This is a genomic window from Variovorax sp. YR634 (assembly GCF_900106655.1).
Classification (GTDB): Bacteria; Pseudomonadota; Gammaproteobacteria; order Burkholderiales; family Burkholderiaceae_C; genus Variovorax.
Window position 1 is genome coordinate 527,001 of sequence record NZ_FNOL01000001.1, and the last position, 25,878, is coordinate 552,878.

Genomic DNA, 25,878 nt, shown 5'->3' on the forward strand with positions numbered 1-25,878 from the left:
CCGATTTGCGCGACGCTTCGGCAGTGCCAACAGTCATAGGCCGTCGGCGCTGTCCGGAGCTGCGCTCACTACGACGGTGTCGTTCGCACGCACCCCGAAACGTCTTTACACCGGCCTTCTTACAATCAGCCGCTGTCGTGCGTGCGCCGCGCGGACCGCCACCAAGACCTCGCCGCCGACCGATGAAACGCTACTGGGAAATAGACGCCTTGCGCGGGCTGATGCTCGTGCTGATGACCGTCACCCACCTTCCCACCCGGCTGACCGATCCGCTGGGCCAGCCTTTCGGGTTCGTTTCGGCGGCAGAGGGCTTCGTGCTGTTGTCGGCCTTCGTGGCCGGGCTGGTGTACAGCCGCATCGGCTATCTGCGCGGGGTCGATTCGATGCGCCAGGCCTTCTGGAGGCGCGTGCTGAAGGTCTACCTGTGCCAGGCGGCGATCCTGCTGTTCCTGTTCACGGTGATCGCGGCGGTGGGGCTGCACATCGACCAGCCGGCCGTGAAGAACCTGGTGTCGTACTACCTGGCGGAGCCGCGCGAGGGCTTCCTGTTCGGGCTGCTGCTCATCTACGAGCCGGCGCTGCTCGACATCCTGCCGATGTACATCTTTTTCATGCTTTTGAGCCCCTGGGTGCTGGCCTTCGCCATGCGCCATGGCTGGACCTGGGTGATGGTGGCGAGCGCGACCGTGTGGGCGGCGGCGCAGTTCGGGCTCAGCGAATGGGTCTACGGGCTGGCAGAGCGCTACCTCGGTGTGCCGGTGCCGTTCCACGAGATGGGCGCGTTCAACACCTACGCCTGGCAGTTCCTGTGGTTCGCGGGGCTGTGCATCGGCGCCACCCGCAACGGGCCGGAAGCCCGGCCGCTGCGCTTTCCGGCGTGGCTGCTGGTGCTGGCGGCGGGCATCGCGCTGTACGGCGTCTATTGGCGCCACACCGGCATCAACGGGCAGGCGCCGTTCGGCGGCGACGTGGAGCTGAACCTGCTGTTCGACAAATGGCAGCTCGGGCCGCTGCGGCTGGTGAACCTGGTGGCGCTGGGCATCCTGGCGGTGCGCTTCGGGCCCTGGCTGATGCGGCGCATTCCGCGGCTACGCTGGCTGGAGGCAATGGGCTCGGCCTCGCTGCCGGTGTTCTGCGCGCACCTGGTGGCGGTGCTGCTGGTGCTGGCCTTCTACGGCGACAGCCAGACGGCACGGCCATGGTGGGGCGACGGCCTGCTGCTGCTGGCGGTGTTCTCGGGGATGTACTTCGTGGCGCGTTTCACGCGTGGGGCGGACGTGCCGCCGCCGGCGGACGACGTGCCGTCGGAGCCCGCGCCGGCCTGAGCGCCCAGGTTCAGGGCAGGCTGGCCGTCGGCGGCGCGGGCGGAACAGGCAGGTGCGGCGCGATCACCGAGTGCCAGAGTCGGTAGCCCTCGTCCGTCATGTGCAGCCTGTCGCCGCGGAAAAGCTCCATGCGCGGGCGGCCATCCGCGCCGAGCATCGGCGTGTAGATATCGATGAACTCACTGTTGGGCAGCAGGTTCAGGTAGGCCGAGATCACGTGATTGGTCTCGCGGATCTGCGGCATCAGCTGCTCGCGCGAGGGGCTGGGCTTGACCGAGATGAAGCTGATGCGCGCATCCGGCAGCTCGGCGCGCACCGCGTTGGCAAAGCGCGCGAAGCTGTCGAGCACCTGCAGCGGCGTGCGGCCCTCGGCCAGGTCGTTATCGCCCGCATAGACCATCACCTGCCGGGGCTTGTAGCGCACCACGAGGTCGCGGGCGAACAAGCTGCAGTCTTGCAGCGTCGAGCCGCCGAAGCCGCGGTTGATCACGCCGCCGGGCACGCGCGCGAAATCTTGCTGCAGGCGGGTCCACATGCGCACCGTGGAACTGCCGACGAACACCACGCCGCCGGGCGCGGGAAAGCGTTCCTGGTCGGCGCGCGCAAAAGCCGCGAGCTCGTTGTGCCAGCGGTCCTTTGCGGCCAGGTAGTCGCGCGCGGCCGCGGCCTCGGCAGCGGCCGTCTCGGATTCCTGGGGGAAGAAGCTGGACTGGGCGTGCGCTGTGAGCGCTGCGGCGAGCAGGGCGATCGCGGCCAGCGCGGTTTTCATCGAATGCATCGGAAGAACGGAAGAAGGGCGGGGAGCGAGCGGTAGGCGGATTTTCCATCACGACGCCCCAGGGGCCGTGATCGTTGACAGCCGGGTCCCGCCTAGATGGTTTTCTCGATGAGCGCGCCCTTGAACAGGACCGGTCCTTTCGGCCCGCTGCCCGGCGGGACGCCGCCCTTGGCTTCGAGCGTGATGGCCAGCGCAGGCACGGCATGCACGTCGGACTCCGATGCCGCGAGGCGCAGGCCCGGGGCGTTGTCGAGCACACCCAGCGATCGCGGCGCGCCGCCCGGCGGCAGGGCCCAGAGCTGCAGCGACTTGTCGTTGCCTTCATTGAAGCCGCCCACGCGCTGAAGCACCAGCTGCTTTTTCTTGGGGTCGAAGGTCACGAGCATCGAGGCTGCGTCCTTGTCGTCGCTCAGCACGGCCACGTACTGCACCGCCGGGGCGTTGTGCAGCTGGTCGCGCAGGTTCAGGCCGACCGCCACGGCCAGCACCGTGGCCAGCGCGCCGGCGGCGGTGGCGCCGCGCCACAGCGTGAGGCTGCGCAGCCAGCCGCCTTGGCGCGGCTCACTGTCGGCCCTGGCATTGGCGGCATCGCGTTGCCGTTCGATGGCGAGTGCCGACTGCTCGGCGTCGATCATGTTGCGGATGCGGGTCCACACGGCTGGGTCGGGCGCGACCGAGGTTTGCAGTTCGGTCATGCCCGCGAGCCGGCCTTGCCAGACCAGCGCGGCGGCGCGCACCGGTGCCTGTTCGCGGGCCAGGGCTTCGAAGCGGCGTCGGGCGCCGCCGCGCAGCGTGCCGAGCGCATGGCTCGCGGCCAGCAGTTCGAGCAGTTCGGGGTGGGCGATGAGGTTCATTGGGAGGCTGCCTTGTTCATCGTCGCTCTCACGCAAAGCGCCCCATGCAGACGCGCAGCTTTTCCAGCCCGCGCCGGATCCACGTCTTGACCGTGCCGAGCGGCAGCTTCAGTTGCTCGGCCAGCTCGCCGTGGCTCATGTCGCGCAGGTAGGCCAGGCTGACCACCTCGCGCTGGCGGCCCTCTAGCTGGCTCAGGCACTGGTGCAGCGCCCAGGCCTGCTCGCTCGCATCGGCGGTGTCGGCCGGGTTGGGCGCGTCCGATTCGAGCTGGTCGGCCATGAGCTCGTCGAATTCCTGGGTCAGCTGGGCGCGGTCGGCGGTGCGGCGGCGCAGCAGGTCGAGCGCCCGGCTGCGCACGATCAGCCCGAGCCATGCGAGCGGCGGGCTGAGCGAGGCGCGATAGTCGCCGGCGACTCGCCAGACAGTCAGGAAGGCCTCCTGGAGCACGTCCTCGGCCCATTCGCGCTGCCGCACGACCCGCATCGCCAGGCCCATCAGCCTGGGCGAGGTGCGGTCGTAGAGCTGGCGCAGGGCGGCTTCGTCGCGATGGCCGATGCGGTCGATCAGCGCCATCAGTTCGGCGTCGGGGCTGGGAGCTGGCATCCGCGGATTGTGGGGCATCGATGCACATGCCAGATATACGGGGCGCCCGGGTGGCCGGATTCATGCCGCAGGCCCGATTTGGGGCCGAATGCAGTCTTTAGGAAACATTCGGCAACGTATACTGCCCGCAAAATTTAGAGGGACGCGCACACGCGCGAGCGGGGAAATGAAGCAAATTGCGATTGCGATCGTGCTCTGCGTGGGCGCGTGGTATTTCTTTATCGGCGGTCGCAAGCTCGACGAGCCGATGGTGCGCGACTACTACCAGAAGGAAGCGCGCGCCATTGCCGCCCGCGACGCCGACAAGCTGTGCAAGCAGCTCAGCCGCAAGGCCGTCATCGACAGCAAGACGACCATGATGGGCCGCACGGAAGAGACCTCGCACAACCGTGACGAGGCCTGCGAGGCGCAGCACAAGACCTTCGAGATCCTGCGCCGCGTCGGCGACCAGATGGGCGGCATCCTCACCCTCGACTACGACTACCACATCGATTCCGTCGAAGTGGCGCCCAACCGCAAGAGCGCCATCGTCAAGGGCACCAGCGTGCTGCAGATGGGCGAGTCGGTCATTCAGCTCAAGACCAGCTTCACGCAGCGTCTGGAGAGCGAGCTGGGCCAGATGCGCTTGGTGCATGCCGAAGAGGCCACCGTGGTGCGCCTGGGCGGCCGGGGCGCCATGAGCCAGAGCGATTTCTTCCGCAAGTAAGCGAATCCATAAAAACAGGGGGTCGTTGCCATGATCGTCGTCAAGGATGCGGCGCCGCCGCCACCGCCGTTCTGGCACCGCCTGAACAGCTTCTTCGCCTTTCCGTTCCAGATGCGGCCGCTGGCCTACGGGCTGCTGCTGTCGTTCTGCAGCCTGTTCTTCGACGCGATCTTCTTCCTGCCCGACGCGCTGGCGCTCTTCGTCATCGAGGTCGGCATCATGCTGGCGGCCAGCCGCTACGGCTTCAAGATCATTGCGCTGGGCGCGCGCGGCATCCGCGATTCGGCGGACTTCGGCCGCGAGTCCAGCGACGACTGGACCTACCTGCCGTGGAAGCTGTTCGCGATCACGATGGTGCAGGCCTTTCTCATCGGCTGGCTTGCCTGGTACGCGCCGATCCTCGGCACGGTGGGGCTGTTCGTCATGTCGTTCACGTTCCCGGCGGCGGTGATCGTGCTGGTGCAGTCGGCCAGCTTCTTCCAGGCGATGAACCCCGGCAACGTGATGGACGCGATGCGCATCATCGGCTGGCCGTATGCGCTGCTGTGCTTCTTCCTGTTCCTGCTGAGCACGGGCGCGCAGGTGGCGCTGTCGATGCTGCTGCCGATGTTCGACGGGCGCATCGCGCTGCCGGTGATCAACTTCGCCTTCATCTACTTCGGCTGGGTCATGGCGAGCCTGCTGGGCTACGTGATGTTCCAGCACCACGACGCCTTCGGCTTCGACGCCGTGCCGGGCAGCGAACTGGGCGACGGCGCCACGGTCGACCGCCGCACGCCCGAGCAGATCGCCGCGCAGCGCATGGACGCAGAAGTGGCGCAGCTGATCACCGAGGGCGACCTCGCCGCCGCATTGGGCTCGGCCTACGAGGCCCAGCGCACGGCCGCGTCCGACGACCTCGCGGCGCAGCGCCGCTACCACCGTGTGCTGGCGCTGATGCCCGACAAGAAGGACACGATGCTCGATCAGGCGCGGCGCTTCATCCCGCTGCTGATGCGGCGCGACCTGGCCTCGGAGGCGCTCAAGGTCTTCAAGGCCTGCAAGGAAAAGGACAAGGCCTTCGCGCTCGACGATGCCGCCATGGTGATCGCGATGGCGCGCGCCGAATGGCGCAACGGCGATGCGCACGCCACGCTGGCACTGCTGTCGGGCTTCGACAAGCGCTTTCGCGGCAACGAGGCGATTCCGCAGGCCTACGAGCTGGCCGCCCGCGCGCTGGTGCAGGGGCTGGGCCGGGCCGACATGGCGCAGCCCATCCTGACGACGATGGAGTCGCGCTACCCCGACAGCGAGCAGACGCAGGAAGTGCGCTGGTTGCTGCGGCCGACCCCGGCGGCCTAGCGCGCGGTATTACGAGGCGCGGCGCGGCGCCACCGCGGCGCCCTCGATGCCGTGCCGTTTCAGCGCCTCGGCAACGAAGCCTGATGCCTTCATCTCCTCGATGAAATCGCTGAGCCACGCCTGCGCAGCGAGCCGGCCCTTCGGCACGCCCATGGCCTGCTCGATCACCATGAAGCGGCCCGGCAGCAGGCGCACGCCGCCCACTCGCGCGGCATCCGCTTCCAACTGCTGCTTCACGCCGGCGGCCACGTCGAGGTTCTGGGCCAGGAACTGGTTCGTGACCTCGGGCGAGGTCGGCGCGCGCACCAGCGTGGCGGCCTTCAGCTCGCGCGTGAGGAACAGGTCGTAGGCGCTGCCGCGGCCCACCACGACGCGGGTTCCCGCACGGTCGACATCGGCGTTGCGCTGCAGCGGCGAGCCGTTGCGAACGAGGTAGGCGCCTTCGATGATCACGTAGGGCGCGGTGTATTCCATGTCCGCCGCGCGCACCGGGTCGATGGCGACAAAGGCCATGTCGACCTGCCGCGCCTTGACCGCTTCGACCACGTTGCCGGCGGAGTTGAACTGCACCAGCTCGACGGCCAGGCCGAGGCGGCGCGCCGCCTCGCGCGCAAGGTCCACCGAGACGCCGCTCGGCACGCCACCCGCGCCTCGGCTGGCGAGGATCGGGTTGCCGAAGTTGATGGCGGCGCGCAGCTTGCCGGCGCCGCCGAGCTCCGCCGCGGCGGCTGCTTGCAAACTGGCCCTGGTGCCGGCGCAGCCCGTCAGCAGGAGTCCGCCCGCGGCGCAGAAGGCGCGGCGGTCGATGGCGCGGGAAAGGTCGGACGGTTTCATGCGGGTCTCCGTTCTCCGTACTAGGGCCGGGCCAGCGCCACAAGGCTGCGCACATCGGCGGCAGTGCCCAGCGACCAGCAGGCCGCGAGAAGCTCGCTCGTGCGCTGCGAGCCCAGGATGCCGTCAGACAGTCCATGGAACTTGCGCTCCAGGTCCGCGTCGCTCATGGGGCGTTGCAGCGAGCCAATCGCGTGCTCGATGAACACGTGCTCGCGGCGGCCATCGGTCAGCACCGCGGTCACGTCGGCGCTGGCCTCGTCGATGCTGTCGTCGACCGTGGCCACCACCTTGCGACGCAGGGCGACCACGTCGGGCCGCGTCACGATGTCGTCGGCGAATTCTTCTTCGGCCGCACGGCCGAACAGCAGGCCGGCCGCGCACCCGTGGTACACGCTGAACTTGCCTTGCAGCCCGTCGGCCGGCTCCTTCTTGCCCGTGAGTTCGAGCACCAGCGAGTGCACCTTGAGCTCGATGCGCTCGATCTGCTCCGGTGCAATGCCGCGCTCGCGCAGTTGCACGCAGGCGTCGATGCTCGGGTGGATCACGATGCCGCAGGCAAAGGGCTTGTAGCTGTTGAACGAAATCTCGAAACGCTCGCCGAGCTCGTCGGTGACTTCGTCCCACGCGTACCTGGTCGACATCACCTGCGCCCAACCGCGCGGCGCCTCGATCGCCTTCGGGCTCGCGGTGTAGCCGTGCCGGGCCATCAGCGCGGCCATCAGGCCGGCGCGCGCCGCGCCGCCTGGATGGAATGGCTTGGTCATGGTGCCGAACTGCTCGCGCAGGCCGACCGGCTGCGACGCGGCAATGCCGAGCGCCATCGCCGTGCGGTCCGCATCCAGGCCGAGCAGGCGCGCGCAACCCGCCGCCGCGCCGAACATGCCCGTGGTGCCGGTGATGTGCCAGCCGCGGTCGTAGTGCTCGGGGTAGACGGTGTTGCCCAGGCGGCAGGCAACGTCGATGCCCAGCACCAGCGCATCGAGCACCGCGCGGCCGCTCGCACCGGTGTGCTCGGCCAGCGCCAGCACGGCGGAGGCCACCGGGCCGGCGGGGTGGATGATGGTCTTCAGGTGCGTGTCGTCGAAATCGAAGGTGTGCGAGCTGATGCCGTTGAGCAGCGCCGCGTTCGCGATGTCGACTTTCTCCGTGCGGCCGAGCACGGTGGCCTGCGGTGCGGGCTGCAGCACCTGCACGGCAGCCAGCGCGGCCTCGACGGCTTCGTGCCGCGCGGCGCCCACGGCGCAGCCCAGCCAGTTGAGGAAGGTGCGGTGCGCCTCGTGGTCCACCGCGTCGCTCCAGCCGCGCGAGGCATGGCCCGCGACGTACTCGGCAAGGATGCGGGTGATGGGAGGTGCGTTGTGGTCTGCGGCGACCTGGGTATTGCGGGCCATGTGTGTGAAAGCCTTTGGTGGATAGCTGGGAAGGGAAAAAAGGAAAACTGTGGCGGGCTTCAGGTCGTGAGCTCGATCTTGCGGTCGCGCGCGAGCTGGGTCCATCGCGCGACGTCGGCGCGGATGTAGTCGCCGAACTGCTGCGCGCTCATGGGCATGGGCTCGACGGCCTCGATCGCCAGCTTCTCGCTGAGATCGGGCGCCTTGAGCACGGTGTTGAGCGTGTCGTTGAGCAGCTTCACGACGGCGGGCGGTATGTTGGCCGGGCCGACCACGCCGTACCACTGCATCGCGTCGAAGCCTTTCAAGCCCAGCTCCTCGAGCGTGGGCACGTCCTTGATCTGTGGGTGGCGCGCCTTGCCGGTCACTGCCAGCGGACGCACGCGGCCCGACTTGATGTGCGGCATTGCCGCGGCCAGGCCGGGGAACATGGCCTGCGTCTGGCCACCCATCAGGTCGTTGAAGGCTGGCGCCACGCCGCGATACGGCACGTGCGTCATCTGCAGGTCGGTCTGCTGCTTGAAGAGCTCCATCGTCAGGTGCGTCAGCGAGCCCGCACCGGCCGAGCCATAGCTGAGCTTGCCCGCGTTGGCCTTCGCGTATTCGACGAACTGCCTGAAGTCCTTGGCCGGCAGGTCGGCGTTGACCACCAGCACGTTGGGCGTGCCGCCGATCATGCCGATCGGCGTGAAGTCCTTGACCGGGTCGTAGGGCACCTGGCGCGTCGCGGGGCTGGTGCCGTGCGTGGCGACGTAGCCCTGCATCAGCGTGTAGCCGTCGGCCGGGGCGCGGGCCGTGTTCTGCGAGGCGATCACGCCGCCTCCGCCGCCCTGGTTGTCGACGATGAAGGTCTGGTTGAGCAGCTTGCCCCAGCGTTCGGTGACGGTGCGGCCCACCATGTCGCTGCCGCCGCCGGCCGCGACCGGCACGATGTAGCGGATGGGCTTGTTCGGAAAGTCCTGCGCACGCGCAAGACCGTGCATCCCGAGGAATGCGGAAGTAGGAATGGCCAGTGTGAAGGCGCGGCGTTGCATGAATGTCTCCTGTAGTTGTTCGGGCAAGAGCGGCTGCGCCGCGTGTTCAGCGGCGATGGCTCTGCAGGCGGTCGTAGGCGTCGCTCACGTGGCGCGCCATGAGGTCTTCGCAGCGGGCGATGTCGCCCTTGCGCAGCGCGCGGGCAATGCGCGTGTGCTCGGTGATCGACGCGCGCATGCCCATGTCCTGCGAGAGGTTCTTCAGGCGCGACAGGTGCAGCTTCTGCACGATCGTCCGGTAGGTCTGGGCCAGCGCGTGGTTGCCCGCCGCCTCGACGATGGCCCAGTGGAAGGCGAGGTTCTCGCGGTAGTAGCGCTGCACGTCGTGGGCGGCAAAGGCAGCGTTCATGGCGGCGATGGAGGCGTCGAGCACATCGGCCAGCGCGATGCGCTCCGGCTCGGCCAGCCGTGCCGCGCGGCGCCCGGCAAAGCCGTCGAGCAGGCCGCGCATCTCGTAGAGGTCGCGCACTTCGTCGCTGGTCGGCTCGCGCACGAAGACGCCGGCGTGCTTGCGCGCGACCACGAGTCCGGTGCTTTCGAGTTCGCGCAAGGCCTCGCGCACCGGCACCCGCGAAACGCCGAGTCGGGCGGCAACGTCGGGCTCGTTGATGCGCTGGCCGCTCTTCAGTTCGCCTCGCAGGATCATCGCCAGCATGTCGTCTCGCACCAGCTTCGCAAGCGGTGTGTCGCGCACGGTCGAGAGGTGATCGGAGGCCTGTTCGGCGAGCCAGGGCAGCATGCGGAGATCCTTTGTTTGCCGAAATATCGTATACGGTTTCCGCCTTTAATGTCCACTGTTTCTATAAAAGTGTTGACACTTTTGGTTGTCGATGAAAACAATCTGGCCCGTTCAAGGTCCTTCTTCATCGAGCCCGCATGCCCCATCTGCCTGCCTCTTCCGCCCTGCAACGCTTTCGCGTCATCGACCTGACCCAGGTGCGCGCCGGGCCCACGGCCTGCAGGCAACTCGCCGACTGGGGCGCCGACGTGATCCAGGTGCAGATGCCCGAACACATGCGCGGCGACGACACGCTCGGCGGGCAGGACGGCTCCGACTACCAGTACACCCACCGCAACAAGCGCTCGATCACGCTCAACCTGAAGGAAGAAGAGGGCGTCGCTACGCTGAAGCGCCTGATCGCCAGCGCCGACGTGGTGGTCGAGAACTTCAGGCCCGACGTGAAGTTCCGCCTGGGCATCGACTACGAAACGCTCTCGGCCGACAACCCGGGCCTGGTCTACGCCAGCATCTCGGGCTTCGGCCAGAGCGGTCCGCTTGCCAAGCGACCGGGCTTCGACCAGATCGCGCAGGGCATGGGCGGCCTGATGTCGGTGACCGGCCTGCCGGGCGACGGCCCGGTGCGCGTCGGCATCCCGATTGCCGACCTTTGCGCCGGCATCTTCGCGGCGCAGGGCATCCTCGTGGCCCTGCTGGAGCGCGAAGCATCGGGCCGCGGCCAGTGGCTGCACACCTCGCTGCTGGAGGCGATGGTCTACATGATGGATTTCCAGACCTCGCGCTACCTGATCGACGGCGAAGTCGGCACGCAGGCGGGCAACTTCCACCCGACCAGCATTCCGACCGGCGTCTACAAGGCGCGCGACGGCTATCTCAACATCGCCGTCTTCGGCTCGAAGATCTGGGAGCGCTTCTGCCAGATCCTCGGCGCGCCGGAATGGATCGAAGACCCGCGCTATCACGACAAGGCTTCGCGCTCCGTCAACCGCGACACGCTCAACGCCGAGATCAACCACCGGCTGGCCGCGCAGGACCGCAGCCACTGGATCGAGCAGTTCAACGCCGGCGGCGTGGCCTGCGGCCTCATCAGCGACATGCGCGAAGTGTTCGAGGAGCCGCAGATCCGGCACCTCGGCATGGTCAAGGACGTGGTCTCGGCGCGCCTCGGCCCGCAGCGGCTGGTCGGCCAGCCGATGCAGCTCGAACGCACGCCCAGCACCATCGCCCGCGCAGCGCCGCGGCGAGGTGAACACACGGAAGAAGTCCTCGGCGAACTGGGCCTCGGCCCGGACGAGCTTGCCCGAATGAAGGCGACCGGAGTCTATTGAAGAGAAGAGCATGACCAACCCCACCTACGCATCCAGCACCGAACGCGTGCAGACCTGGCTCGACGCCAGCACGCTGCACATCCGCTTCAACAACCCCGCGCGGCACAACGCGCTGTCGGTCGACATGTGGGAGGCCGTGCCGCAGCTGCTGCGCGTGGCGCAGGACGACGACCGTGTGCGCCTGGTCGTCTTCTCGGGCGCGGGCGAGAAGGCCTTCGTCTCGGGCGCCGACATCTCGCAGTTCGAGGACATGCGCGCGGCGCGCGAGGCCGTGGCCCGCTACGAGGCCATGGCCGAAGACGCGCTGATGAGCATCCACGACTTTCCCAAGCCCACGCTCGCCTGCATCCGCGGCTACTGCATCGGCGGCGGCGTGAACGTGGCGATCAGCTGCGACATCCGCATCGCGGCGCAGGACGCGGTGTTCGCCATTCCGGCGGCGCGCCTCGGCCTGGGCTACCGGTACTCGGCGATGAAGAACCTGGTCGACCTGATCGGCCCCGGCGCAGCGAAAGACCTGTTCTTCACGGCCCGCCGCATCGACGCAGCCGAAGCCAGGTCGCTCGGCCTGGTAACGCGCGTGAGCGCGCCGGACGCACTGGACAAGCTGCTCGCCGAATACACCGGCGCGATGGCGGAGAACGCGCCGCTCACCATTGCGGCGGGCAAGGCGATCACGCGCGAGATCCTCAAGCCCTCGCCGGAACTTGACCTGGCGCTGTGCAATTCGCTGATTCGCGGCTGCTTCGAAAGCGCCGACTACACCGAAGGCCGCACCGCCTTCATGCAGAAGCGCAAGCCGGTCTTCACCGGACGCTGAGAAGAAGCAAGGAGACAAACACCATGCAGTCGTACAGGATGCAGATGAGCGACGAGGCCACGGTCCTCGAAATACGCGACACGGCCGTGCCGCAGCCGGGAGCGAACCAGCTGCTGGTGCGCATGCGGGCCGCGTCGCTCAACCGCGGCGAGTTCGTGTCGGGCCATGGCCTGCACGGCCAGGCCGGGAGCTGGAAGGCGATCGGCGGGGAGGGGGCCGGCGAGGTCGTTGCCGTGGGTGCGGAGGTCACGCGCTTTCGCGCGGGCGACCGGGTGATGGGCCGCTGCGCAGGGGCTTTTGCCGAATACGCGCTGATGGAAGACATCGAGGCGATGGCCATGCCGGCCAGCCTGTCGTGGGAAGAGGCCGCCAGCGTCGCGCTGACCTTCCTGGTGTCGTACGACATGCTCGTGCTGCAGGGCCGGCTGCGCGCGGGCGACTGGGTGCTGATCAACGGCGTGTCTTCCGGCGTGGGCGTGGCTTCGCTTCAACTTGCCAAGGTACTCGGCGCCAAGGTGATCGGCACCTCGGGCTCGGCCGACAAGCTGGCGCTGCTGCAAAGCCTGGGGCTCGACGTAGCGATCTGCACGCGTACGCCCGACTTCGCGGCCGCCGTGCTGGAGGTGACGCAGGACCACGGCGCCGACATCGTCATCAACACCGTTGGCGGCACGGTGTTCGCGGAAAACATCCGCGCGATGGCCTTCGAAGGCCGGCTCGCCACCGTGGGCTATGTCGACGGCGTGGTGAAGGCCGAGCTCGACCTGGCGGCCCTGCATGCGAAGCGGCTGGCCGTGTTCGGCGTGTCCAACAAGCTGCGCAGCAAGGCGCAGCGCGCAGCGGCGCTGCCCGCCTTCGTGGCCGACGTGCTGCCGCACATTGCCGCGGGGCGGATCAAGCCGCACGTCGACCGTGTCTTCGACTTCGCCAGGCTGCAGGAAGCGAAGGACCGGATGGAAGCCGGCGGCCATGTCGGAAAGATCGTGCTGCGAATGCCGCCTGCGGGCTGATCGATCTGTCCCGAAGCGCGCGACGAAAAACACAATGAAGGAGACAAGCGCATGAAAACAACGAAGAACCTCGTCATGACATTGGGGCTGTGCGTCTTCGCGGGCACTGGCTGGGCGCAACCGGCGGACTACCCGAGCAAGCCGGTGCGTCTCGTGATCGGCTTCGCCCCGGGCGGCGCGGCCGACTACGTGGCCCGCGCGATGGGCGACGCCTTCGCCAGGGCGCTCGGGCAGCCGGTGGTGATCGACAACAAGCCTGGCAACGGATCGAGCATTGCCGCGGAAATCGTGACCAAGGCACCGCCCGACGGCTACACGCTGCTGATCGCAAGCCCGAGCAGCATCTCGGTGAACCCGGCGCTCAACCCCAGGCTGGCCTACTCGGCGCGCGACCTCGCGCCCGTTACCAAGATCACCACCTCGCCGCTGGTGCTGGCCGTCAACCCCGCGACCGGCATCCGCTCGGTGGCCGACCTTGTCGCGGCGGCGAAGAAGGACCCGGGCAAGCTCAACTACTCGACTTCTGGCAACGGCTCGGCGCCGCACCTGGGCGCGGCGCTGTTCGGCCAGATCACCGGTGCCGAGATGACGCACATTCCCTATCGGGGCGGCAGCCTGGCGATCCAGTCGGTGATGGCGGGCGACACGCAGCTGACCTTCGGCACCTCGCCCTCGGTGCTGCCCATGGCCAGCGGCGGCAAGCTGCTCGCGCTGGCCGTCAGCACGCGCGAGCGCTCGCCGCTGGTGCCCGGGCTGCCGGGCATGAAGGAGGCGGGCCTGCCCGACTACCACCTCGAGTTCTGGTACGGCATGTTCGTGCCCGCCGGCACGCCGCCGGCCGTGGTGAAGAAAATCTACGACGCGACCGTCACCGCGATGCAGCAGCCTTCGGTCAAGGCCTCGCTGGCGCGCGACGGCACCGAGGTGTCGGTCTCCGCGTCGCCCGAGGCGTTCGGCAGCTTCCTGGCGGAGGACGGCAAGTTCTGGGTGAAGCTGGTGAAGAGCGCGAACGTCAAGGTCGACTAGCCGCCGGCCAGGACGAGGCTGGGCGGAGCGCAGTTGGTCTGAAGTTAGGATTGCCGCATGCCTCCGCCATCTTCCAGCACCCGTGGTTCCGCACTGTCGGATGCCATCGTCAATGAACTCAAGCAGCTGATCTACACCGGGGAGTTCAAGCCGGGGGAGCGGCTCAACGAGGCGGCCCTGGCACTGCGCATGGGCACCAGCCGCGGACCGATCCGCGAGGCCATCAAGGTGCTGGCGGGGCTGGGCATCGTCAATGCGGTAACCAACCGCGGCGTGTACGTGCGGCAGCTTTCGCTGCGCGAGATGCTGGAGATCTACGAGATGCGCGCACTGGTGTTCGGCTATGCCGCCGACCGCGCCTGCGAGCACCTCACCGAAGAGCACAAGAAGCAGTTCGAGTCGTTGCTGTCTGCGATGGACACCGCCTGCGACGCGGAAGACGGCACGCTCTACTACGAGCTGAACCTGCAGTTCCACGCGCTGATCCTCACGCTGTCGAACAACCGTCGCGCCCACCAGGCCTACGACGACTACGTGAAGGAACTGCACCTGGTGCGGCGCAAGTACTTCAACGCGCCGGGCAACATGCGCCGCTCGAACATCGAGCACCGCGCGATCTTCGAGGCGATCGTGGCGTCGAACCGCGCGCGTGCGCGCTCTGCCGCCGAACGCCATGTGCTGGCTGGCCGGGCGCGGCTGCTGTCGAATTTCGAAGAGCCGATGCCGGGCGGTTGACGCCCGCTCAGGCGCTTGTCAGGCGCGCTGCAGGGCGCGCGTGACCATGTCGTTCGGCGCCAGCCGCAGCAGGTGCGGCAACAGGCCCAAGGCCTTTTCACGTTCGCCGGCATGCAGCAACCCGTTCGCACACACGGAGAGCGTGTCGGCCAGCTGCGGATGATCGGGCGCGGTCTTCAGCAGGATGCGGCACAGCATGTCGGCATCGCCGAACTCGCGGATGCGGGCGAAGCGGCGCGCGAGCCGGGCCATGTCGTCGGGCTTCAGGCGCAGGCCAGGCTTGGCCTGGTCGAGGTAGGTCTTGTAGCTGGCGTGTTGCAGCGCGATCGTCTCGGGGTCGGTGCCGGGCAGGCGGAAGATGCGGCGCGCAGCCTGGTGGAAGTCGTCGCTCGCGGGCTGCAGCCGCGCGGTGTTGAACCAGGCGCGCAGGGTGTCGGCGTCGTTGGGGCGCAGGGCGGCGGCGGCGCGCCACTCGGCGCAGGCGGGCTCGAACTTCATTGCGGCAGCCAGCCGGCGTGCGGCGGCCACGTGCGCATCGAAATGGTCGTCGTCGTTCGTCATTTCCGACTTGACGGTTTCGGGCGTTTTCACGCGGCCCAGCAGCATGGCGCCGGTCATCAGCGCGGCGCCGGTCAGCAGGCCACCCAGGTGGGCCATGTAGGCGATGCCCTGGCCGCCCAGCCAGTGCTGCATCAGCTCGTTGACGATCCAGGCCGGCAGCAGCAGCAAGGCCGGCGCGGTGACGTAGTTGAAATAGAAGAACAGCTGGTAGAAGAAGCGGATGCGCCGCAGCCGGTACATCACCGCGTACATGCCCATCAGCGCCGAGATGGCGCCCGAGGCGCCGAGCCCGTAGCCCTCCTTGCCCGCATAGGCCCAGCCGGCCAGCAGGGAGGAGCCGACGGCGCCCAGCAGATAGAACGTCAGGTAGGTGCCGCGCCCCAGCGCCAGCTCGACCGAGAAGCCGAACAGGAAGAGGAACAGCATGTTGCCCAGCAGGTGGCCGGTGCTGCCGTGCAGGAAGGCGGCGGTGATCCAGGTCCAGGGCTTGAACTCGGCGTCCTTGTTGTAGTCCTGCGACCAGCGCTCGGTGAAGGGCGCCGGCAGCATCGCCTCGTACTGCTGGCGGTCGCGCTTCCATTCGCCGTACTGCGGGTTCGTGGGCTTGATGACCTCGTCGGCCCGCAGCTTTGCCAGGAACTTCTTGTCGTTCTGCAGGCCTTCCAGCAACTGCGCATAGGCCTCTTCGTGCGGCAGCATGCGCCGGGCCAGCTTGCCGCGCTTGGGGTCGGTTTTTTCCAGCCATTCGACGAAGGGCGGCAGCTCCAGTTCGGGCAGCACGCTCTTCGTGTAGTAGTTGGCGGCACGCTCGCGCGTGTTCTCTTCACTGCGCTGCGGCCCCCAGAACACGAGCATGTTCAGGAGGATCAGCAGCACCGTCATCCACGGTGGGTTGCGCCAGCTCGGTTTGTTCTCGAGCGGGATGGCGTAGAACACGGTGCGGCCGCCGGTGCGATCAGCCGAGGCGGGCGCGGTGGCGCGCCACTTGCGCCTTCACCTGCGCCGGGGCGGTGCCGCCCAGGATGTTGCGTGCGTTCAGCGAGCCGCGCAGGCTCAGCACGTCGTACACGTCCTTCTCGATGCCCGGGTTGAACTGCTGCAGCACGGCCAGCGGCAGCTCGGCCAGGTCGACCTTGTGCGAGGTGGCGGCCTTGACGGCATGCGCCACCGTTTCGTGCGCGTCGCGGAAGGGCAGGCCCTTCTTCACCAGGTAGTCGGCCAGGTCGGTGGCGGTGGCATAGCCGCGCAGCGCGGCCATTTCCATGGCCTCGGGCTTCACGGTGATGCCGCCGATCATCTCGGCAAAGATGCGCAGGGTGTCCTTGAGCGTGTCGACGGTGTCGAACAGTGGCTCCTTGTCTTCCTGGTTGTCCTTGTTGTAGGCCAGCGGCTGGCCCTTCATGAGCGTGATGAGCGCCATCAGGTGGCCGACCACGCGGCCGGTCTTGCCGCGCGCCAGCTCGGGCACGTCGGGGTTCTTCTTCTGCGGCATGATCGACGAGCCCGTGGTGAAGCGGTCGGCGATCTGGATGAAGCTGAAATTCTGACTCATCCACAGGATGAGTTCTTCGCTCATGCGGCTGATGTGCACCATGCACAGGCTGGCCGCAGCGGTGAATTCGATGGCGAAGTCGCGGTCGCTCACGGCGTCCAGGCTGTTCTGGCACACGCCGTCCATGCCCAGCGTCTTGGCGACCAGCTCGCGGTCCAGCGGGTAGCTGGTGCCGGCCAGCGCGGCGGCGCCCAGCGGCAGGCGGTTGACGCGCCTGCGCACCTCGCCCATGCGTTCCGCATCGCGGCTGAACATCTCGACATACGCCAGCATGTGGTGGCCGAAGCTCACCGGCTGCGCCACCTGCAGGTGGGTGAAGCCCGGCAGGATCACGTCGACGTTCTTCTCGGCGATGTCGACCAGCGCCTTCTGCAACTCGACCAGCAGGTCGCCGATCAGGTCGATTTCGCCGCGCAGCCACAGGCGCACGTCGGTGGCGACCTGGTCGTTGCGGCTGCGGCCGGTGTGCAGGCGCTTGCCGGCGTCGCCGACCAGCTGGGTCAGGCGGGCCTCGATGTTCAGGTGCACGTCTTCGAGGTCGAGCTTCCACTCGAAGGCGCCGGATTCGATTTCGGCGCGAATCTGCGCCATCCCGCGTTCAATGGCGGCGTGGTCCTGCACGCCGATGATCCCCTGTGCGGCCAGCATGCCGGCATGGGCCAGCGAGCCCTGGATGTCGGCCTGCCACAGGCGCTTGTCGAAGAAGACGCTGGAGGTGTAGCGCTTCACCAGGTCGCTCATCGGTTCGGAGAAAAGGGCCGACCAGGCTTCGGATTTCTTGTCGAATTGGTTTTGGGTCATGGGAGCCGTCCAGGAGGCAATAATGGGTTGGTCACCCGATGGATCTGATGTCTGCGATGCGCAACCCGGCGATTTTATCGGCCAGCTCTACCCCCACGCCCCCGTCATCGTCGGAAAGGGCTCGCATGCCCTTGCGCGGCGACCCGTCGATCTTCGACGCCTGCCAGATCGGGGTGGTGCTGCGCACCGTGGTGTTCGTCGAGGCGGTGGTGGCCATCGCCACCCTGTTCGTGGCCTCCACGCCCGGCGAATGGCTGGTGCAGACGGCCACGGTCACGGGCGGGGCCCTGCCAGCCACCCTGATGTGGCTGGTGAGCGCCTGCGGGCTGAAGAAGCCGCTGCGGCGCCTGCCGAAGCAGGGGCAGTACGCAGCCGGTGCGGTGCTCGGTGCGGTGTCGGCGCTGTATGGCTGTGGCCTGCTGCGGCTGACGGGTGTTCTTGCCAGTGCGCCGTGGCTGGCCAGTGCGTTGACCGGAGCCCTGTTCGCGGGGCTGGTAATGGCCGCGATGGTGCTGCGCGCCCGGGGCCAGACGCCGGCGGCGACCACCGCGCGGCTCGAAGAACTGCAGTCGCGCATCCGCCCCCACTTTCTGTTCAACACGCTCAACAGCGCCATTGCGCTGGTGCGCGAGGAGCCGGCCAAGGCCGAGACCATGCTCGAAGACCTGGCCGAACTGTTCCGCCAGGCGCTGGCCGACCCGGGCGAATCGTGCACGCTGGCCGACGAGATCGCGCTGGCCGAGCGCTACCTGGCCATCGAGCAGGTGCGCTTCGGCGACCGCCTGCGCATCCGCTGGGACCTGGACGCCGCCGCCAGCAACGCGCGCCTGCCGCCCCTGCTGCTGCAGCCGCTGGTCGAGAACGCCATCAAGCACGGCGTGGAGCCCAGCCCCGAGGGCGCCAGGCTGCGCATCCGCACCGAGCGGCGCGGTTCCATGGTGGTGATCGAGGTGGTCAACAGCCTGCCGCCGCTGCGCTGGGCCGACGAGCCGCTGCCGCGCGGCCACGGCATTGCGCTGGCCAACGTGCGCGACCGGCTGCGGCTGCTGCACGACATGCAGATGCAGTTCAGCGCCGGCATGGACCAGAAAAGCTACCGGGTGCGCATAGCGATCCCCGCCGAATCATGACCCTCAAGACACTCATAGTTGACGACGAAGCCCTGGCGCGATCGCGCCTTCGCACGCTGCTGCGCGACTGCACATCGCCCGCCGCCGAAGTGGTGGCCGAGGCTTCGCAGGGTGCCGAGGCGCTGCAGCACCTGACGACGATGGCGCTCGACCTGGTGCTGCTCGACGTGCACATGCCCGGCGTCGACGGCATCGAGGTGGCGCGCGCGCTGCGCAGCCGCTCCGATGCGCCGGCCGTGGTGTTCGTGACCGCGCACGCGACCCACGCGGTGACGGCCTTCGACCTCGATGCGGTCGACTACCTCACCAAGCCCGTGCGCGCCGAGCGTCTGCAGCAGGCGCTGCAGAAGGCAGAACGCTTCCTGAAGGAGCGCCGCGCGCTGCAGGCCGAGGCCGTGCCCGAGACGGTGCTGATCCAGGACCGCGGCCGAGCCGAGCGCGTGCCGCTGTCGGAAGTGCTCTACCTCAAGTCCGAATACAAGTACCTCACCGTGCGCACCGCCACGCGCAGCCACATCCTCGACGGCTCGCTCAACGAGTTCGAGGAGCGCTATCCGAACCGCTTCCTGCGCGTGCACCGCAATGCGCTGGTGGCGCGCTCGGCGATTCGCGCGCTGGAGAAATACGACGACGGCGAAGACGCCGAGGGCTGGGCCCTGCGGCTCGACGCCATTCCCGAACCCGTGGCCGTGTCGCGTCGCCAGCTTGCCGCGGTGCGCGAAGTGCTCAAGGAAGCGCGATGAGCGACGACAAGCCCGCGGCTGCCGAGGCGCCACCGCCGCCTGAGCCAAAGCCGGAACCGGCTGCCGAGCCACCGCAGGCCGCAGCGGTCGAGCCCGCACCTGCGCCCGAGGCGCAAGAGCCCGAACCGGTCACCGAGCCCGAACCGGAGCCGCCCGCACCCGCGCGCGACCGCCTGCTGCTGCACATGCCCGTCGACGTGCGCAGCGCCTCGCTGGTGGTGCTCGCGGTGCTGGCCAGCGTGTTCGCGCTGCAGTGGGGCCAAGCCGTGTTCATTCCGCTGATGCTGAGCCTGCTGCTGACCTACGCTCTCTCGCCGCTGGTGGACCTGCTCCATCGCTGGAAGCTGCCGCGCTGGATCGGCGCGGCGCTGATCCTCGTGGGGCTGTTCGGCGGGCTGGGCTGGACCGGCTATTCGCTGTCGGGCAGCGCCTCGCAATTGCTCGATTCGTTGCCGGTGGCCGCGCAGAAGCTCGGCCAGGCCATGCGCCGCGACAAGGGCGCCAGCGCCACGCCGCTCGAAAGCGTGCAGCAGGCCGCCGCGCAGCTCGAGAAAGCCGCCGAAGAAAACTCCGCCCGCGTTGCAGGGCGCAAGGGCGTGGCGCGCGTGGTCATCGAACGGCCGGGCTTCAACGTGCGCGACTACCTGCTGAGCGGCACCGTCGGGCTGCTGAGCGCGATGGGGCAGCTCACGCTGGTGGCTTTCCTCACTTACTTCGCCCTGTGCTCGGGCGACACCTTCCGCCGCAAGCTCATCAAGATCACCGGGTCGAGCCTGCAGAAGAAGAAGGTCACGGTGCACGTGCTGGACGACATCACCCGCAACATCGAGCGCTACCTGCTGGTGCAGATACTGGTGAGCGGGGTGGTGGGCGTGGCGACCGGGCTGGCGTTCTGGGCCCTCGGCGTGGAGAACGCGGCGGTGTGGGGAATCATCGCGGCAGTGACCAACCTCATTCCCTACATCGGCTCGGTGATCGTGCTGGCGGCCGCGGGGCTGGTGGCCTTCCTCCAGTTCAACAGCCTGCAGATGGGCATCGTGGTGGGCGGCGTGTCGCTGGCGATCCACACGATCATCGGCAACCTGCTGATGCCCTGGCTCACCAGCCGCACCAGCCGCATGAACCCGGTGGCAGTGTTCGTGGGCGTGATTTTCTGGGGCTGGCTCTGGGGCATCTGGGGCCTGCTGCTGGGCATTCCGATCACGATGGTGATCAAGTCGATCTGCGACCGGGTGGAAGACCTGCAGCCGATCGGGGAGCTGCTGGGGGAGTAGGCCTAGCCCAGCAGGGCCTTCAACTCGCCAGCCGCAGCCGTGAGGATCTCCCGCGAAAGAGCCTCGTCGTTGACCGCACGCGACAGCGACACTGCACCCACCAGCGAAGACAGCGCCGAGAATCGGGCGATCGGCTGCAGTGGGTGGGGAACGTGAACGGCGCCGAGACCGTCTACGAGAGCGACCCCGGCGTCGACTTCGGCACGCGGCTGCAGCTGTGGCTGCTTTTCCCGTTCATCAGCGAGAGCCTGCTTTAGTCGCTGTTGTTGCCGTTGCCGTTCTTGCCGGCAGTTTCTTCACGAAGGTGAGGTCCGGGTCCAGCGGCTTTCCGTCGCGCGTGCGCAGGTCGATCTTCGGCACCGGCTTGCCGCTGTCGCGCTCGAGCAGCACCGAATGCCGCTCGCCCTTGGCGTACAGGTGCGCTTCGCCCCAGTGCCGCAGGCCCACCACCACGGGAAACAGGCCTTTGCCCTTGGCCGTCAGCACGTACTCCTGGTAGAGCGAGCCGTCGGAGGCGGGCACCAGGTCGAGCACGCCTTCCTGCACCAGATTTTTCAGCCGGTCCGACAGGATGTTCTTCGCGACGCCCAGGCTCTGCTGGAACTCGCCGAAGCGCTTCATGCCGTCGAACGCATCGCGGATGACAAGCAGCGACCACTGGTCGCCAACGATCTCGAGCGCGCGTGCCATCGGGCATGCGTCGGTTTTGAGGCTTCTTCTTCGGGCCATGGCTTTTCTTCCTGCGTTGGGCGCGAGTTTAGACCGCAATGGCCGTTCGGTTGCAGAGTAAAACCGCAATGACTAGCATCAGCCTGAAGGAATCCCCAGATGCCCTATCTCCAACTCGATGTGAACGGCCGCCACCCCGTGGCCGACAAGAAACGCCTCGCCAAGAAACTCAGCGAAACCTACGCGCAGATGATGAGCGTCGACATCCGCCGCATCAGCATCGCAATCCGCGAAGTGGGCGAAGGTGGCGTGTGGCGCATGGTGGACGGCGAGCCCGCCGAGGTGTCGGTGCTCATGTGCGACATCCGGCGCGGCCGATCGGCCGAACTGCGGCTCGAAGTGGCCAAGGCGCTGTGCCGCGACTGCATCGAGATCCTGGGCTTGCGCGAAGACCGGCTCAATGTCGAGTTCACCCAGCATTCGGGCGACGAGATGTACCACCCGACGCTCGGCGGCTACAGCCCCGAGTGGTCCGAGGGCGAAGAAGCTCAGTGAGCAGCAGCCGCGTGTGCACGGTGCAGCCGTGAGAAGCGCGCGATCATCAGCGGCCCCAGCAGCGCGCCCAGCCCGACCGAACTCCACGCCGCCACCCAGCCGTGCGTGCTGCCCAGGCCGAAGCGCGTCTGCCCCCAGTCCAGCGCGAGGCCGAACACCCACGGACTGAGCGCCCCCGCGCCGAAGCCCATCACCGAACGCACCGAATACGCCACGCCCAGCCGGTGCGGCGCCACCACGTCGGCCAGCGCGGTCGAGTAGACCGACGAATCCGCAATGGCGAGCAGGTTGTAAATGGCGGCGGCCGCAGCCAGCAGCCACAGCGGCCAGCTCCACATCCAGCCGAAGGCGAAGGACATGCACAGGCTTGCGACGGTGGCGATCATCATCACCCGCGCGCGGCCGAGCCGGTCGGAAGCCGCACCGCCCGCGATGCTGCCGAACACGCTGACGAGGTGCGCCAGCGCGGCAAGCGCGATGCCCGCGCCTTGCCACGATGTCGCCGTGCCTGAGGAGGCCACAAGATAGGCCGGCAGCCACGCCCACAGCGCCATGAGCTCCCAGCAATGGAAGGCGTAGGCCCAGTTGCCCGCCATCGCGGGCTTGTCGCGCACCGTGGCGGCCAGCGCGTGCCAGGTGCCTTCGCGGACCGCGCCAGGCACGGGCGCCGAAGGCGGTCGCATGCGGCGCAGCGCCTGCAGCGTCAGCAATGCGCCCGCCACGGTGCAGCCCGCCGCGACCAGCAGGCCCAGCCGCCAGTGCTGCAGATGGCTGAATGCCGCCACCACCGCAAGCGAGAGCGCATAGCCCATCGACGACGAACCAATGAAGAGGCCCATCGCACGCCCACGTACGGCGGGCTCGGTGTTGCGCGCCAGCAGTTGCAGGCCCGGCGTGTACGAGGCCCCTGCGCACAGCCCGGCCAGGCCGTAGAGCAGCATCGCCGAGAGATGGCCGCGCGCGAAGATGGCGAAGGCCAGTGCCGCCATCGCGCTGATGGCGCTGCCGGCGAAGAAGATGCGGTGCGGCCCGTAGCGGTCGGCCAGCAGGCCCACGGCGAACAGCGAGCTCATGTAGCCCACGTGCCAGGCGCTCTGGATCGAGCCGGCCTGCGCGGCCGTCATGTGCCAGTCGGCCATCATGAACGGCAGCACGCCGGAATAGGCGGTGACGATCATCGCCTGCAGCAGCCGGCTCGTGCACAGCAGTGCCAGCCAGCCGCGCTGCGGGGCGGGCTCAGCGCAATGCACGTTGCAGGAGCACGGTGTCGACCCACTGCCCGAACTTGAAGCCGATGTCGCGCAGCACGCCGACCTGCTCGAAGCCCAGGCTTTCGTGCAGCCGCAGCGAGCCCGTGTTGGCGCTGTTGCCCACGCACGCCACCATCTGCGTGAAGCCGCCGTCGGTGCAGCGCCGGATCACTTCGCGCAGCAGCGCCTTGCCGATGCCATGGCCGTGCATGCCTTGCGCGACGTAGATCGAGTCTTCCACCGTGTGCCGATATGCGGAGCGGGCGCGGTAGGCAGTGGCGTAGGCATAGCCGGCGACCTCGCCGTCCTCCAGCGCGACGAGGTAGGGAAGGCCGCGCTGGAGCACATCGGCGCGGCGCGCCTGCATCTGGTCGACGGTGGGTACTTCTTCCTCGAAGGAGCACAGGTCGTTCAGCACGTAGTGGCTGTAGATGGCCTGCACGGCGGCCATGTGATGCGGCTCGGCGTCGAGGATTTCAACGGTGGCGGAAGTGAGGCATGGAGATGACATGGCCCGATCTTGACGATCCACAATTGATAAGTGAAGCTTCGTTGACCTATGCAAGGCATAAGAAATACTTTGAATAAATCACTGAACCTAGACCAGCTCAAGTCTTTCGGGCTGGTGATTGAAACGGGCAGCTTCTCGGCAGCGGCCGACCGGCTAGGCATCTCGCAGCCGGCCGTGAGCCTGCAGATCCGCCAACTGGAGCGCCACTTGGCGGTGCGCCTCGTCGAGCGGGTCGGCAAGCGCGCGAAGGCCACGCCAGCGGGCATGGAGCTGCTGCGCCACGCGCAACACATCGAGACCGCGGTCGAGAACGCCGTCGATGCATTGGCCGACCATGCCAGCGGCATCGCGGGCCGCGTGCGGCTGGGCACTGGCGCGACGGCCTGCCTGCATTTCCTGCCGGCCGTGCTGCGCGGACTGCGCGAGCAGTTTCCGGAGTTGGGCGTGGTGGTCAGCACCGGCAACACCGAAGACCAGGCGCGCAAGGTGGAAGAGAACAGCCTCGACCTAGCGCTGGTCACGTTGCCGGCAGCTGGGCGCTCGTTGACGGTGATGCCGGTGCTCGACGACGAGTTCGTCGCCATCGGCCGGGCAGACCTCGCACCGCTGAAGGCGAGGGTGGCGCCGGCCGATCTGGGCGCGCTGCCGCTGGTGCTGTTCGAGCCCGCTGCCAACACGCGCAAGCTGGTCGACCGCTGGTTCGCCGCCGGTGGCCTGCAGCCGCAGCCCGTAATGGAGCTGGGCAGCGTCGAGGCGATGAAGGAGATGGTGGCCGCGGGCTTGGGCTACGCCATCGTGCCCGGCATGTCGATGGTGGGGCGCGGTGCCCACCCCGAGTTGAAGACCAGCCGCCTGAATCCCCGCATGCACCGCACGCTGGCCGTGGTGATCCGGCGGGACAAGCCCGTCAACAAGGCCTTGCGCGTGGTGCTCGATGCGATCGTGGCGGCCGGAAAGAAGCCCGGCCGCCGTTGATCGATCTTCAGTGCCGCGTTATTCCGGAACCGCAGCCAGCGAAGCACCGCCGCGTGCCCGGCCCAGCGTGCCGACGATGAGCGCAGCGATCAGCACCAGCACGCCGCTGAGCACCATCGCGCTGGAGATGCCGAAGCTGTCGACCGTCACGCCACCGATCAGCGCGCCGGAGGCAATCGCCACCTGGAAGCCGCTCACCAGTAGGGCCTGGCCGGCTTCGGGTGCGTCGGGCACCGCTTCCATCATCCAGCCCGTGAGCGCCACGGGGATCAGGCCGAAGGCCACGCCCCAGATCACGACCACCACTGCGCCGGGCACGAAGCCGGAGCCGATCACCGTCGTCAGCAGCAGGGCGGTGGCGAGCATCAGCGCCGCCAGCAGGGTGGTGCCGCGCACGCTGCGCGCCACCAGGCTGCCGCCGACGAAGGTGCCGACGAAGCCCACCGCGCCGTAGACCAGCAGCAGCGTCGAGACCGAGTTGGGCGCCAGGCCGAACACCTGCTGCAGCAGCGGCTTCAGGTAGGTGTAGGCCGCGAAGTGGCCCGCGATGAAGAACAGCACCGCGAGCAGGCCGACCTGCGCCATGCGGCGCGTGAGCGGCGTCAGCAGGTCGCGTGCGCCGATGGCGCGCACCGGCGGAATCGCGGGCAGCAGCCACAGCTGCACCAGCAGCACGACGGCCGCCAGCGCACCGGTCACCGCGAACGAGGCGCGCCAGCCGAACAGTGTGCCGAGGAACGAGCCGGCAGGCACCCCGAGCACCGTGGCGGCCGACACGCCGGCCAGCACCAGCGACATGGCACGCGCCTGCGAAGCATGCGGCACCAGCTGCGTGGCGGCGGCGGGCGCAAAAGTCCAGAAGCCGCCGACGCACAGGCCGAGCAGCAGGCGCGCCACGAGCATCGTGCCGAAGTTGGGCGCGAAGGCGGCGAGCAGGTTCGAGGCAATCAGCAGCGTGGTGAGCGCGATCAGCACGGTGCGGCGGTCGAGCTTGCCCGACGCCACGATCAACGCCGGGCCGGCGAATGCGGCCAGCACGCCGGGCATGGTGACCATCAGGCCGGCCGTGCCGTCGGACACGTTGAGCCCGCGCGCAATGTCGGTCAGCAGGCCGATGGGCATGAACTCGGTCGAGACCATCGCGAAGGTGCCGACGGCGATGGAGCTGACGGCGAGCCATGCGGAGCGGGACGCAGGCACCGGTGCGGAGACCGGCGCCGGTGCAGCGAGGTCGTCGATGCACGGGTTGCTGCTTGGGGAATTCATCATGGGAAGCGGTCCTTGGAAGCATCGGCGACGCGTGGGCCAATGCTGGTGAAGAGGCATTGGAGT

26 protein-coding genes are annotated in these 25,878 nt (G+C 68.1%); 13 read left to right on the forward strand and 13 right to left on the reverse strand.

Annotated elements, in window-relative coordinates; all coding sequences use genetic code 11:
- Positions 1-182 precede the first annotated feature (182 nt).
- Positions 183-1,325: an OpgC domain-containing protein gene (gene opgC, locus BLV60_RS02465; protein WP_093049285.1), complete on the forward strand. Its 1,143-nt coding sequence runs from the start codon at positions 183-185 to the stop codon at positions 1,323-1,325.
- Positions 1,326-1,335: 10 nt separating this feature from the next.
- On the opposite strand, the gene BLV60_RS02470 is transcribed toward opgC, so the two are convergent.
- From BLV60_RS02470 to BLV60_RS02480, 3 genes are all read right to left on the reverse strand, one after another.
- Entirely contained in the window at positions 1,336-2,094 is a 759-nt protein-coding gene (locus BLV60_RS02470) for an SGNH/GDSL hydrolase family protein (protein WP_093050382.1), read from the reverse strand.
- Positions 2,095-2,195: 101 nt separating this feature from the next.
- Positions 2,196-2,957 carry an anti-sigma factor gene (locus tag BLV60_RS02475; RefSeq protein ID WP_093049288.1) on the reverse strand — a complete coding sequence of 254 codons (762 nt, stop codon included), beginning with the start codon at positions 2,955-2,957 and terminating at the stop codon, positions 2,196-2,198.
- 28 nt (positions 2,958-2,985) lie between these two features.
- On the reverse strand, positions 2,986-3,561 hold the full coding sequence (locus BLV60_RS02480) for an RNA polymerase sigma factor (RefSeq protein ID WP_371127341.1): 576 nt from the start codon (positions 3,559-3,561) through the stop codon (positions 2,986-2,988).
- Between the two features lie 166 nt (positions 3,562-3,727).
- On the opposite strand from BLV60_RS02480, the gene BLV60_RS02485 reads away from it, so the two are divergent.
- Both BLV60_RS02485 and BLV60_RS02490 read left to right on the forward strand, forming a co-directional pair.
- Complete coding sequence (locus tag BLV60_RS02485) at positions 3,728-4,267, forward strand: hypothetical protein (RefSeq protein ID WP_093049294.1); 540 nt, start codon at positions 3,728-3,730, stop codon at positions 4,265-4,267.
- Between the two features lie 30 nt (positions 4,268-4,297).
- On the forward strand, positions 4,298-5,608 hold the full coding sequence (locus BLV60_RS02490; RefSeq protein WP_093049296.1) for a hypothetical protein: 1,311 nt from the start codon (positions 4,298-4,300) through the stop codon (positions 5,606-5,608).
- Positions 5,609-5,617: 9 nt separating this feature from the next.
- Here the strand turns inward: BLV60_RS02490 and BLV60_RS02495 are convergent, their stop codons facing one another.
- The 4 genes from BLV60_RS02495 to BLV60_RS02510 are packed head-to-tail and all read right to left on the reverse strand — an operon-like array spanning position 5,618 to position 9,606.
- Positions 5,618-6,442 carry an ABC transporter substrate-binding protein gene (locus BLV60_RS02495; RefSeq protein ID WP_093049299.1) on the reverse strand — a complete coding sequence of 275 codons (825 nt, stop codon included), beginning with the start codon at positions 6,440-6,442 and terminating at the stop codon, positions 5,618-5,620.
- A 20-nt stretch (positions 6,443-6,462) separates the two neighbouring features.
- Positions 6,463-7,833, reverse strand: coding sequence for an MmgE/PrpD family protein (locus BLV60_RS02500; protein WP_093049302.1), 1,371 nt, complete (start codon positions 7,831-7,833; stop codon positions 6,463-6,465).
- A gap of 59 nt (positions 7,834-7,892) precedes the next feature.
- A complete protein-coding gene (locus BLV60_RS02505; protein ID WP_093049305.1) occupies positions 7,893-8,867 on the reverse strand; it encodes a Bug family tripartite tricarboxylate transporter substrate binding protein in 975 nt (324 codons plus the stop codon).
- A 46-nt stretch (positions 8,868-8,913) separates the two neighbouring features.
- A complete protein-coding gene (locus BLV60_RS02510) occupies positions 8,914-9,606 on the reverse strand; it encodes a GntR family transcriptional regulator (RefSeq protein ID WP_093049308.1) in 693 nt (230 codons plus the stop codon).
- A gap of 137 nt (positions 9,607-9,743) precedes the next feature.
- Here BLV60_RS02510 and BLV60_RS02515 point away from each other — a divergent pair, with 137 nt between their 5' ends.
- From BLV60_RS02515 to BLV60_RS02535, 5 genes are read left to right on the forward strand one after another with little or no spacing between them, the layout of a single operon-like run.
- Complete coding sequence (locus BLV60_RS02515; RefSeq protein ID WP_093049311.1) at positions 9,744-10,934, forward strand: CaiB/BaiF CoA transferase family protein; 1,191 nt, start codon at positions 9,744-9,746, stop codon at positions 10,932-10,934.
- Positions 10,935-10,944: 10 nt separating this feature from the next.
- A complete protein-coding gene (locus BLV60_RS02520; protein WP_093049314.1) occupies positions 10,945-11,754 on the forward strand; it encodes an enoyl-CoA hydratase in 810 nt (269 codons plus the stop codon).
- A 23-nt stretch (positions 11,755-11,777) separates the two neighbouring features.
- Positions 11,778-12,764 carry a zinc-binding dehydrogenase gene (locus tag BLV60_RS02525; protein ID WP_093049319.1) on the forward strand — a complete coding sequence of 329 codons (987 nt, stop codon included), beginning with the start codon at positions 11,778-11,780 and terminating at the stop codon, positions 12,762-12,764.
- Positions 12,765-12,815: 51 nt separating this feature from the next.
- Complete coding sequence (locus tag BLV60_RS02530) at positions 12,816-13,790, forward strand: Bug family tripartite tricarboxylate transporter substrate binding protein (RefSeq protein ID WP_093049322.1); 975 nt, start codon at positions 12,816-12,818, stop codon at positions 13,788-13,790.
- Positions 13,791-13,847: 57 nt separating this feature from the next.
- On the forward strand, positions 13,848-14,525 hold the full coding sequence (locus BLV60_RS02535; RefSeq protein ID WP_093049325.1) for a GntR family transcriptional regulator: 678 nt from the start codon (positions 13,848-13,850) through the stop codon (positions 14,523-14,525).
- 18 nt (positions 14,526-14,543) lie between these two features.
- Here BLV60_RS02535 and BLV60_RS02540 read toward each other — a convergent pair whose 3' ends face one another.
- Entirely contained in the window at positions 14,544-16,022 is a 1,479-nt protein-coding gene (locus tag BLV60_RS02540; RefSeq protein ID WP_093049328.1) for a rhomboid family intramembrane serine protease, read from the reverse strand.
- 19 nt (positions 16,023-16,041) lie between these two features.
- On the reverse strand, positions 16,042-17,439 hold the full coding sequence (gene argH, locus BLV60_RS02545; RefSeq protein WP_093049331.1) for an argininosuccinate lyase: 1,398 nt from the start codon (positions 17,437-17,439) through the stop codon (positions 16,042-16,044).
- A 56-nt stretch (positions 17,440-17,495) separates the two neighbouring features.
- Between argH and BLV60_RS02550 the strand changes: the two genes are divergently transcribed.
- The 3 genes from BLV60_RS02550 to BLV60_RS02560 are packed head-to-tail and all read left to right on the forward strand — an operon-like array spanning position 17,496 to position 20,586.
- Positions 17,496-18,569 (forward strand): sensor histidine kinase, encoded by a 1,074-nt coding sequence (locus tag BLV60_RS02550; RefSeq protein ID WP_143042540.1) that lies wholly within the window; start codon positions 17,496-17,498, stop codon positions 18,567-18,569.
- Positions 18,566-19,312, forward strand: a complete 747-nt coding sequence (locus tag BLV60_RS02555; protein WP_093049334.1) for a LytR/AlgR family response regulator transcription factor — start codon at positions 18,566-18,568, stop codon at positions 19,310-19,312. The genes BLV60_RS02550 and BLV60_RS02555 overlap by 4 nt, the downstream gene beginning before the upstream one ends.
- Positions 19,309-20,586 (forward strand): AI-2E family transporter, encoded by a 1,278-nt coding sequence (locus BLV60_RS02560; protein WP_093049337.1) that lies wholly within the window; start codon positions 19,309-19,311, stop codon positions 20,584-20,586. Before BLV60_RS02555 ends, BLV60_RS02560 begins: the two co-directional genes overlap by 4 nt.
- A 237-nt stretch (positions 20,587-20,823) precedes the next feature.
- On the opposite strand, the gene BLV60_RS02565 is transcribed toward BLV60_RS02560, so the two are convergent.
- Positions 20,824-21,315, reverse strand: coding sequence for a winged helix-turn-helix transcriptional regulator (locus BLV60_RS02565; protein ID WP_093049340.1), 492 nt, complete (start codon positions 21,313-21,315; stop codon positions 20,824-20,826).
- Positions 21,316-21,414: 99 nt separating this feature from the next.
- Here BLV60_RS02565 and BLV60_RS02570 point away from each other — a divergent pair, with 99 nt between their 5' ends.
- Positions 21,415-21,810 (forward strand): tautomerase family protein, encoded by a 396-nt coding sequence (locus tag BLV60_RS02570; protein WP_093049343.1) that lies wholly within the window; start codon positions 21,415-21,417, stop codon positions 21,808-21,810.
- Here BLV60_RS02570 and BLV60_RS02575 read toward each other — a convergent pair.
- Together BLV60_RS02575 and BLV60_RS02580 are read right to left on the reverse strand one after the other, a co-directional pair.
- Complete coding sequence (locus BLV60_RS02575) at positions 21,804-23,060, reverse strand: MFS transporter (protein WP_093049346.1); 1,257 nt, start codon at positions 23,058-23,060, stop codon at positions 21,804-21,806. The genes BLV60_RS02570 and BLV60_RS02575 overlap by 7 nt on opposite strands.
- Entirely contained in the window at positions 23,047-23,571 is a 525-nt protein-coding gene (locus BLV60_RS02580; RefSeq protein ID WP_093049349.1) for a GNAT family N-acetyltransferase, read from the reverse strand. The genes BLV60_RS02575 and BLV60_RS02580 overlap by 14 nt, the downstream gene beginning before the upstream one ends.
- 48 nt (positions 23,572-23,619) lie before the next feature.
- Here BLV60_RS02580 and BLV60_RS02585 point away from each other — a divergent pair, with 48 nt between their 5' ends.
- Positions 23,620-24,546, forward strand: a complete 927-nt coding sequence (locus BLV60_RS02585; protein WP_093049352.1) for a LysR family transcriptional regulator — start codon at positions 23,620-23,622, stop codon at positions 24,544-24,546.
- A gap of 18 nt (positions 24,547-24,564) precedes the next feature.
- On the opposite strand, the gene BLV60_RS02590 is transcribed toward BLV60_RS02585, so the two are convergent.
- Positions 24,565-25,815, reverse strand: coding sequence for an MFS transporter (locus BLV60_RS02590; RefSeq protein WP_093049355.1), 1,251 nt, complete (start codon positions 25,813-25,815; stop codon positions 24,565-24,567).
- Between the last annotated feature and the right edge of the window lie 63 nt (positions 25,816-25,878).

What these genes read in the sequence shown, in the direction of transcription:
- BLV60_RS02505 (WP_093049305.1), bottom strand. Translation starts at nt 8,867, where the DNA reads ATGCAACGCCGCGCCTTCACACTGGCCATTCCTACTTCCGCATTCCTC.
- BLV60_RS02585 (WP_093049352.1), top strand. Translation starts at nt 23,620, where the DNA reads ATGCAAGGCATAAGAAATACTTTGAATAAATCACTGAACCTAGACCAG.
- BLV60_RS02550 (WP_143042540.1), top strand. Translation starts at nt 17,496, where the DNA reads ATGCGCAACCCGGCGATTTTATCGGCCAGCTCTACCCCCACGCCCCCG.
- opgC (WP_093049285.1), top strand. Translation starts at nt 183, where the DNA reads ATGAAACGCTACTGGGAAATAGACGCCTTGCGCGGGCTGATGCTCGTG.
- BLV60_RS02535 (WP_093049325.1), top strand. Translation starts at nt 13,848, where the DNA reads ATGCCTCCGCCATCTTCCAGCACCCGTGGTTCCGCACTGTCGGATGCC.
- BLV60_RS02580 (WP_093049349.1), bottom strand. Translation starts at nt 23,571, where the DNA reads ATGTCATCTCCATGCCTCACTTCCGCCACCGTTGAAATCCTCGACGCC.
- BLV60_RS02490 (WP_093049296.1), top strand. Translation starts at nt 4,298, where the DNA reads ATGATCGTCGTCAAGGATGCGGCGCCGCCGCCACCGCCGTTCTGGCAC.
- BLV60_RS02495 (WP_093049299.1), bottom strand. Translation starts at nt 6,442, where the DNA reads ATGAAACCGTCCGACCTTTCCCGCGCCATCGACCGCCGCGCCTTCTGC.
- BLV60_RS02485 (WP_093049294.1), top strand. Translation starts at nt 3,728, where the DNA reads ATGAAGCAAATTGCGATTGCGATCGTGCTCTGCGTGGGCGCGTGGTAT.
- BLV60_RS02515 (WP_093049311.1), top strand. Translation starts at nt 9,744, where the DNA reads ATGCCCCATCTGCCTGCCTCTTCCGCCCTGCAACGCTTTCGCGTCATC.
- BLV60_RS02530 (WP_093049322.1), top strand. Translation starts at nt 12,816, where the DNA reads ATGAAAACAACGAAGAACCTCGTCATGACATTGGGGCTGTGCGTCTTC.
- BLV60_RS02475 (WP_093049288.1), bottom strand. Translation starts at nt 2,957, where the DNA reads ATGAACCTCATCGCCCACCCCGAACTGCTCGAACTGCTGGCCGCGAGC.
- BLV60_RS02480 (WP_371127341.1), bottom strand. Translation starts at nt 3,561, where the DNA reads ATGCCAGCTCCCAGCCCCGACGCCGAACTGATGGCGCTGATCGACCGC.
- BLV60_RS02510 (WP_093049308.1), bottom strand. Translation starts at nt 9,606, where the DNA reads ATGCTGCCCTGGCTCGCCGAACAGGCCTCCGATCACCTCTCGACCGTG.
- BLV60_RS02470 (WP_093050382.1), bottom strand. Translation starts at nt 2,094, where the DNA reads ATGAAAACCGCGCTGGCCGCGATCGCCCTGCTCGCCGCAGCGCTCACA.
- BLV60_RS02570 (WP_093049343.1), top strand. Translation starts at nt 21,415, where the DNA reads ATGCCCTATCTCCAACTCGATGTGAACGGCCGCCACCCCGTGGCCGAC.
- BLV60_RS02500 (WP_093049302.1), bottom strand. Translation starts at nt 7,833, where the DNA reads ATGGCCCGCAATACCCAGGTCGCCGCAGACCACAACGCACCTCCCATC.
- BLV60_RS02555 (WP_093049334.1), top strand. Translation starts at nt 18,566, where the DNA reads ATGACCCTCAAGACACTCATAGTTGACGACGAAGCCCTGGCGCGATCG.
- BLV60_RS02565 (WP_093049340.1), bottom strand. Translation starts at nt 21,315, where the DNA reads ATGGCCCGAAGAAGAAGCCTCAAAACCGACGCATGCCCGATGGCACGC.
- BLV60_RS02560 (WP_093049337.1), top strand. Translation starts at nt 19,309, where the DNA reads ATGAGCGACGACAAGCCCGCGGCTGCCGAGGCGCCACCGCCGCCTGAG.
- BLV60_RS02525 (WP_093049319.1), top strand. Translation starts at nt 11,778, where the DNA reads ATGCAGTCGTACAGGATGCAGATGAGCGACGAGGCCACGGTCCTCGAA.
- BLV60_RS02520 (WP_093049314.1), top strand. Translation starts at nt 10,945, where the DNA reads ATGACCAACCCCACCTACGCATCCAGCACCGAACGCGTGCAGACCTGG.
- BLV60_RS02590 (WP_093049355.1), bottom strand. Translation starts at nt 25,815, where the DNA reads ATGATGAATTCCCCAAGCAGCAACCCGTGCATCGACGACCTCGCTGCA.
- argH (WP_093049331.1), bottom strand. Translation starts at nt 17,439, where the DNA reads ATGACCCAAAACCAATTCGACAAGAAATCCGAAGCCTGGTCGGCCCTT.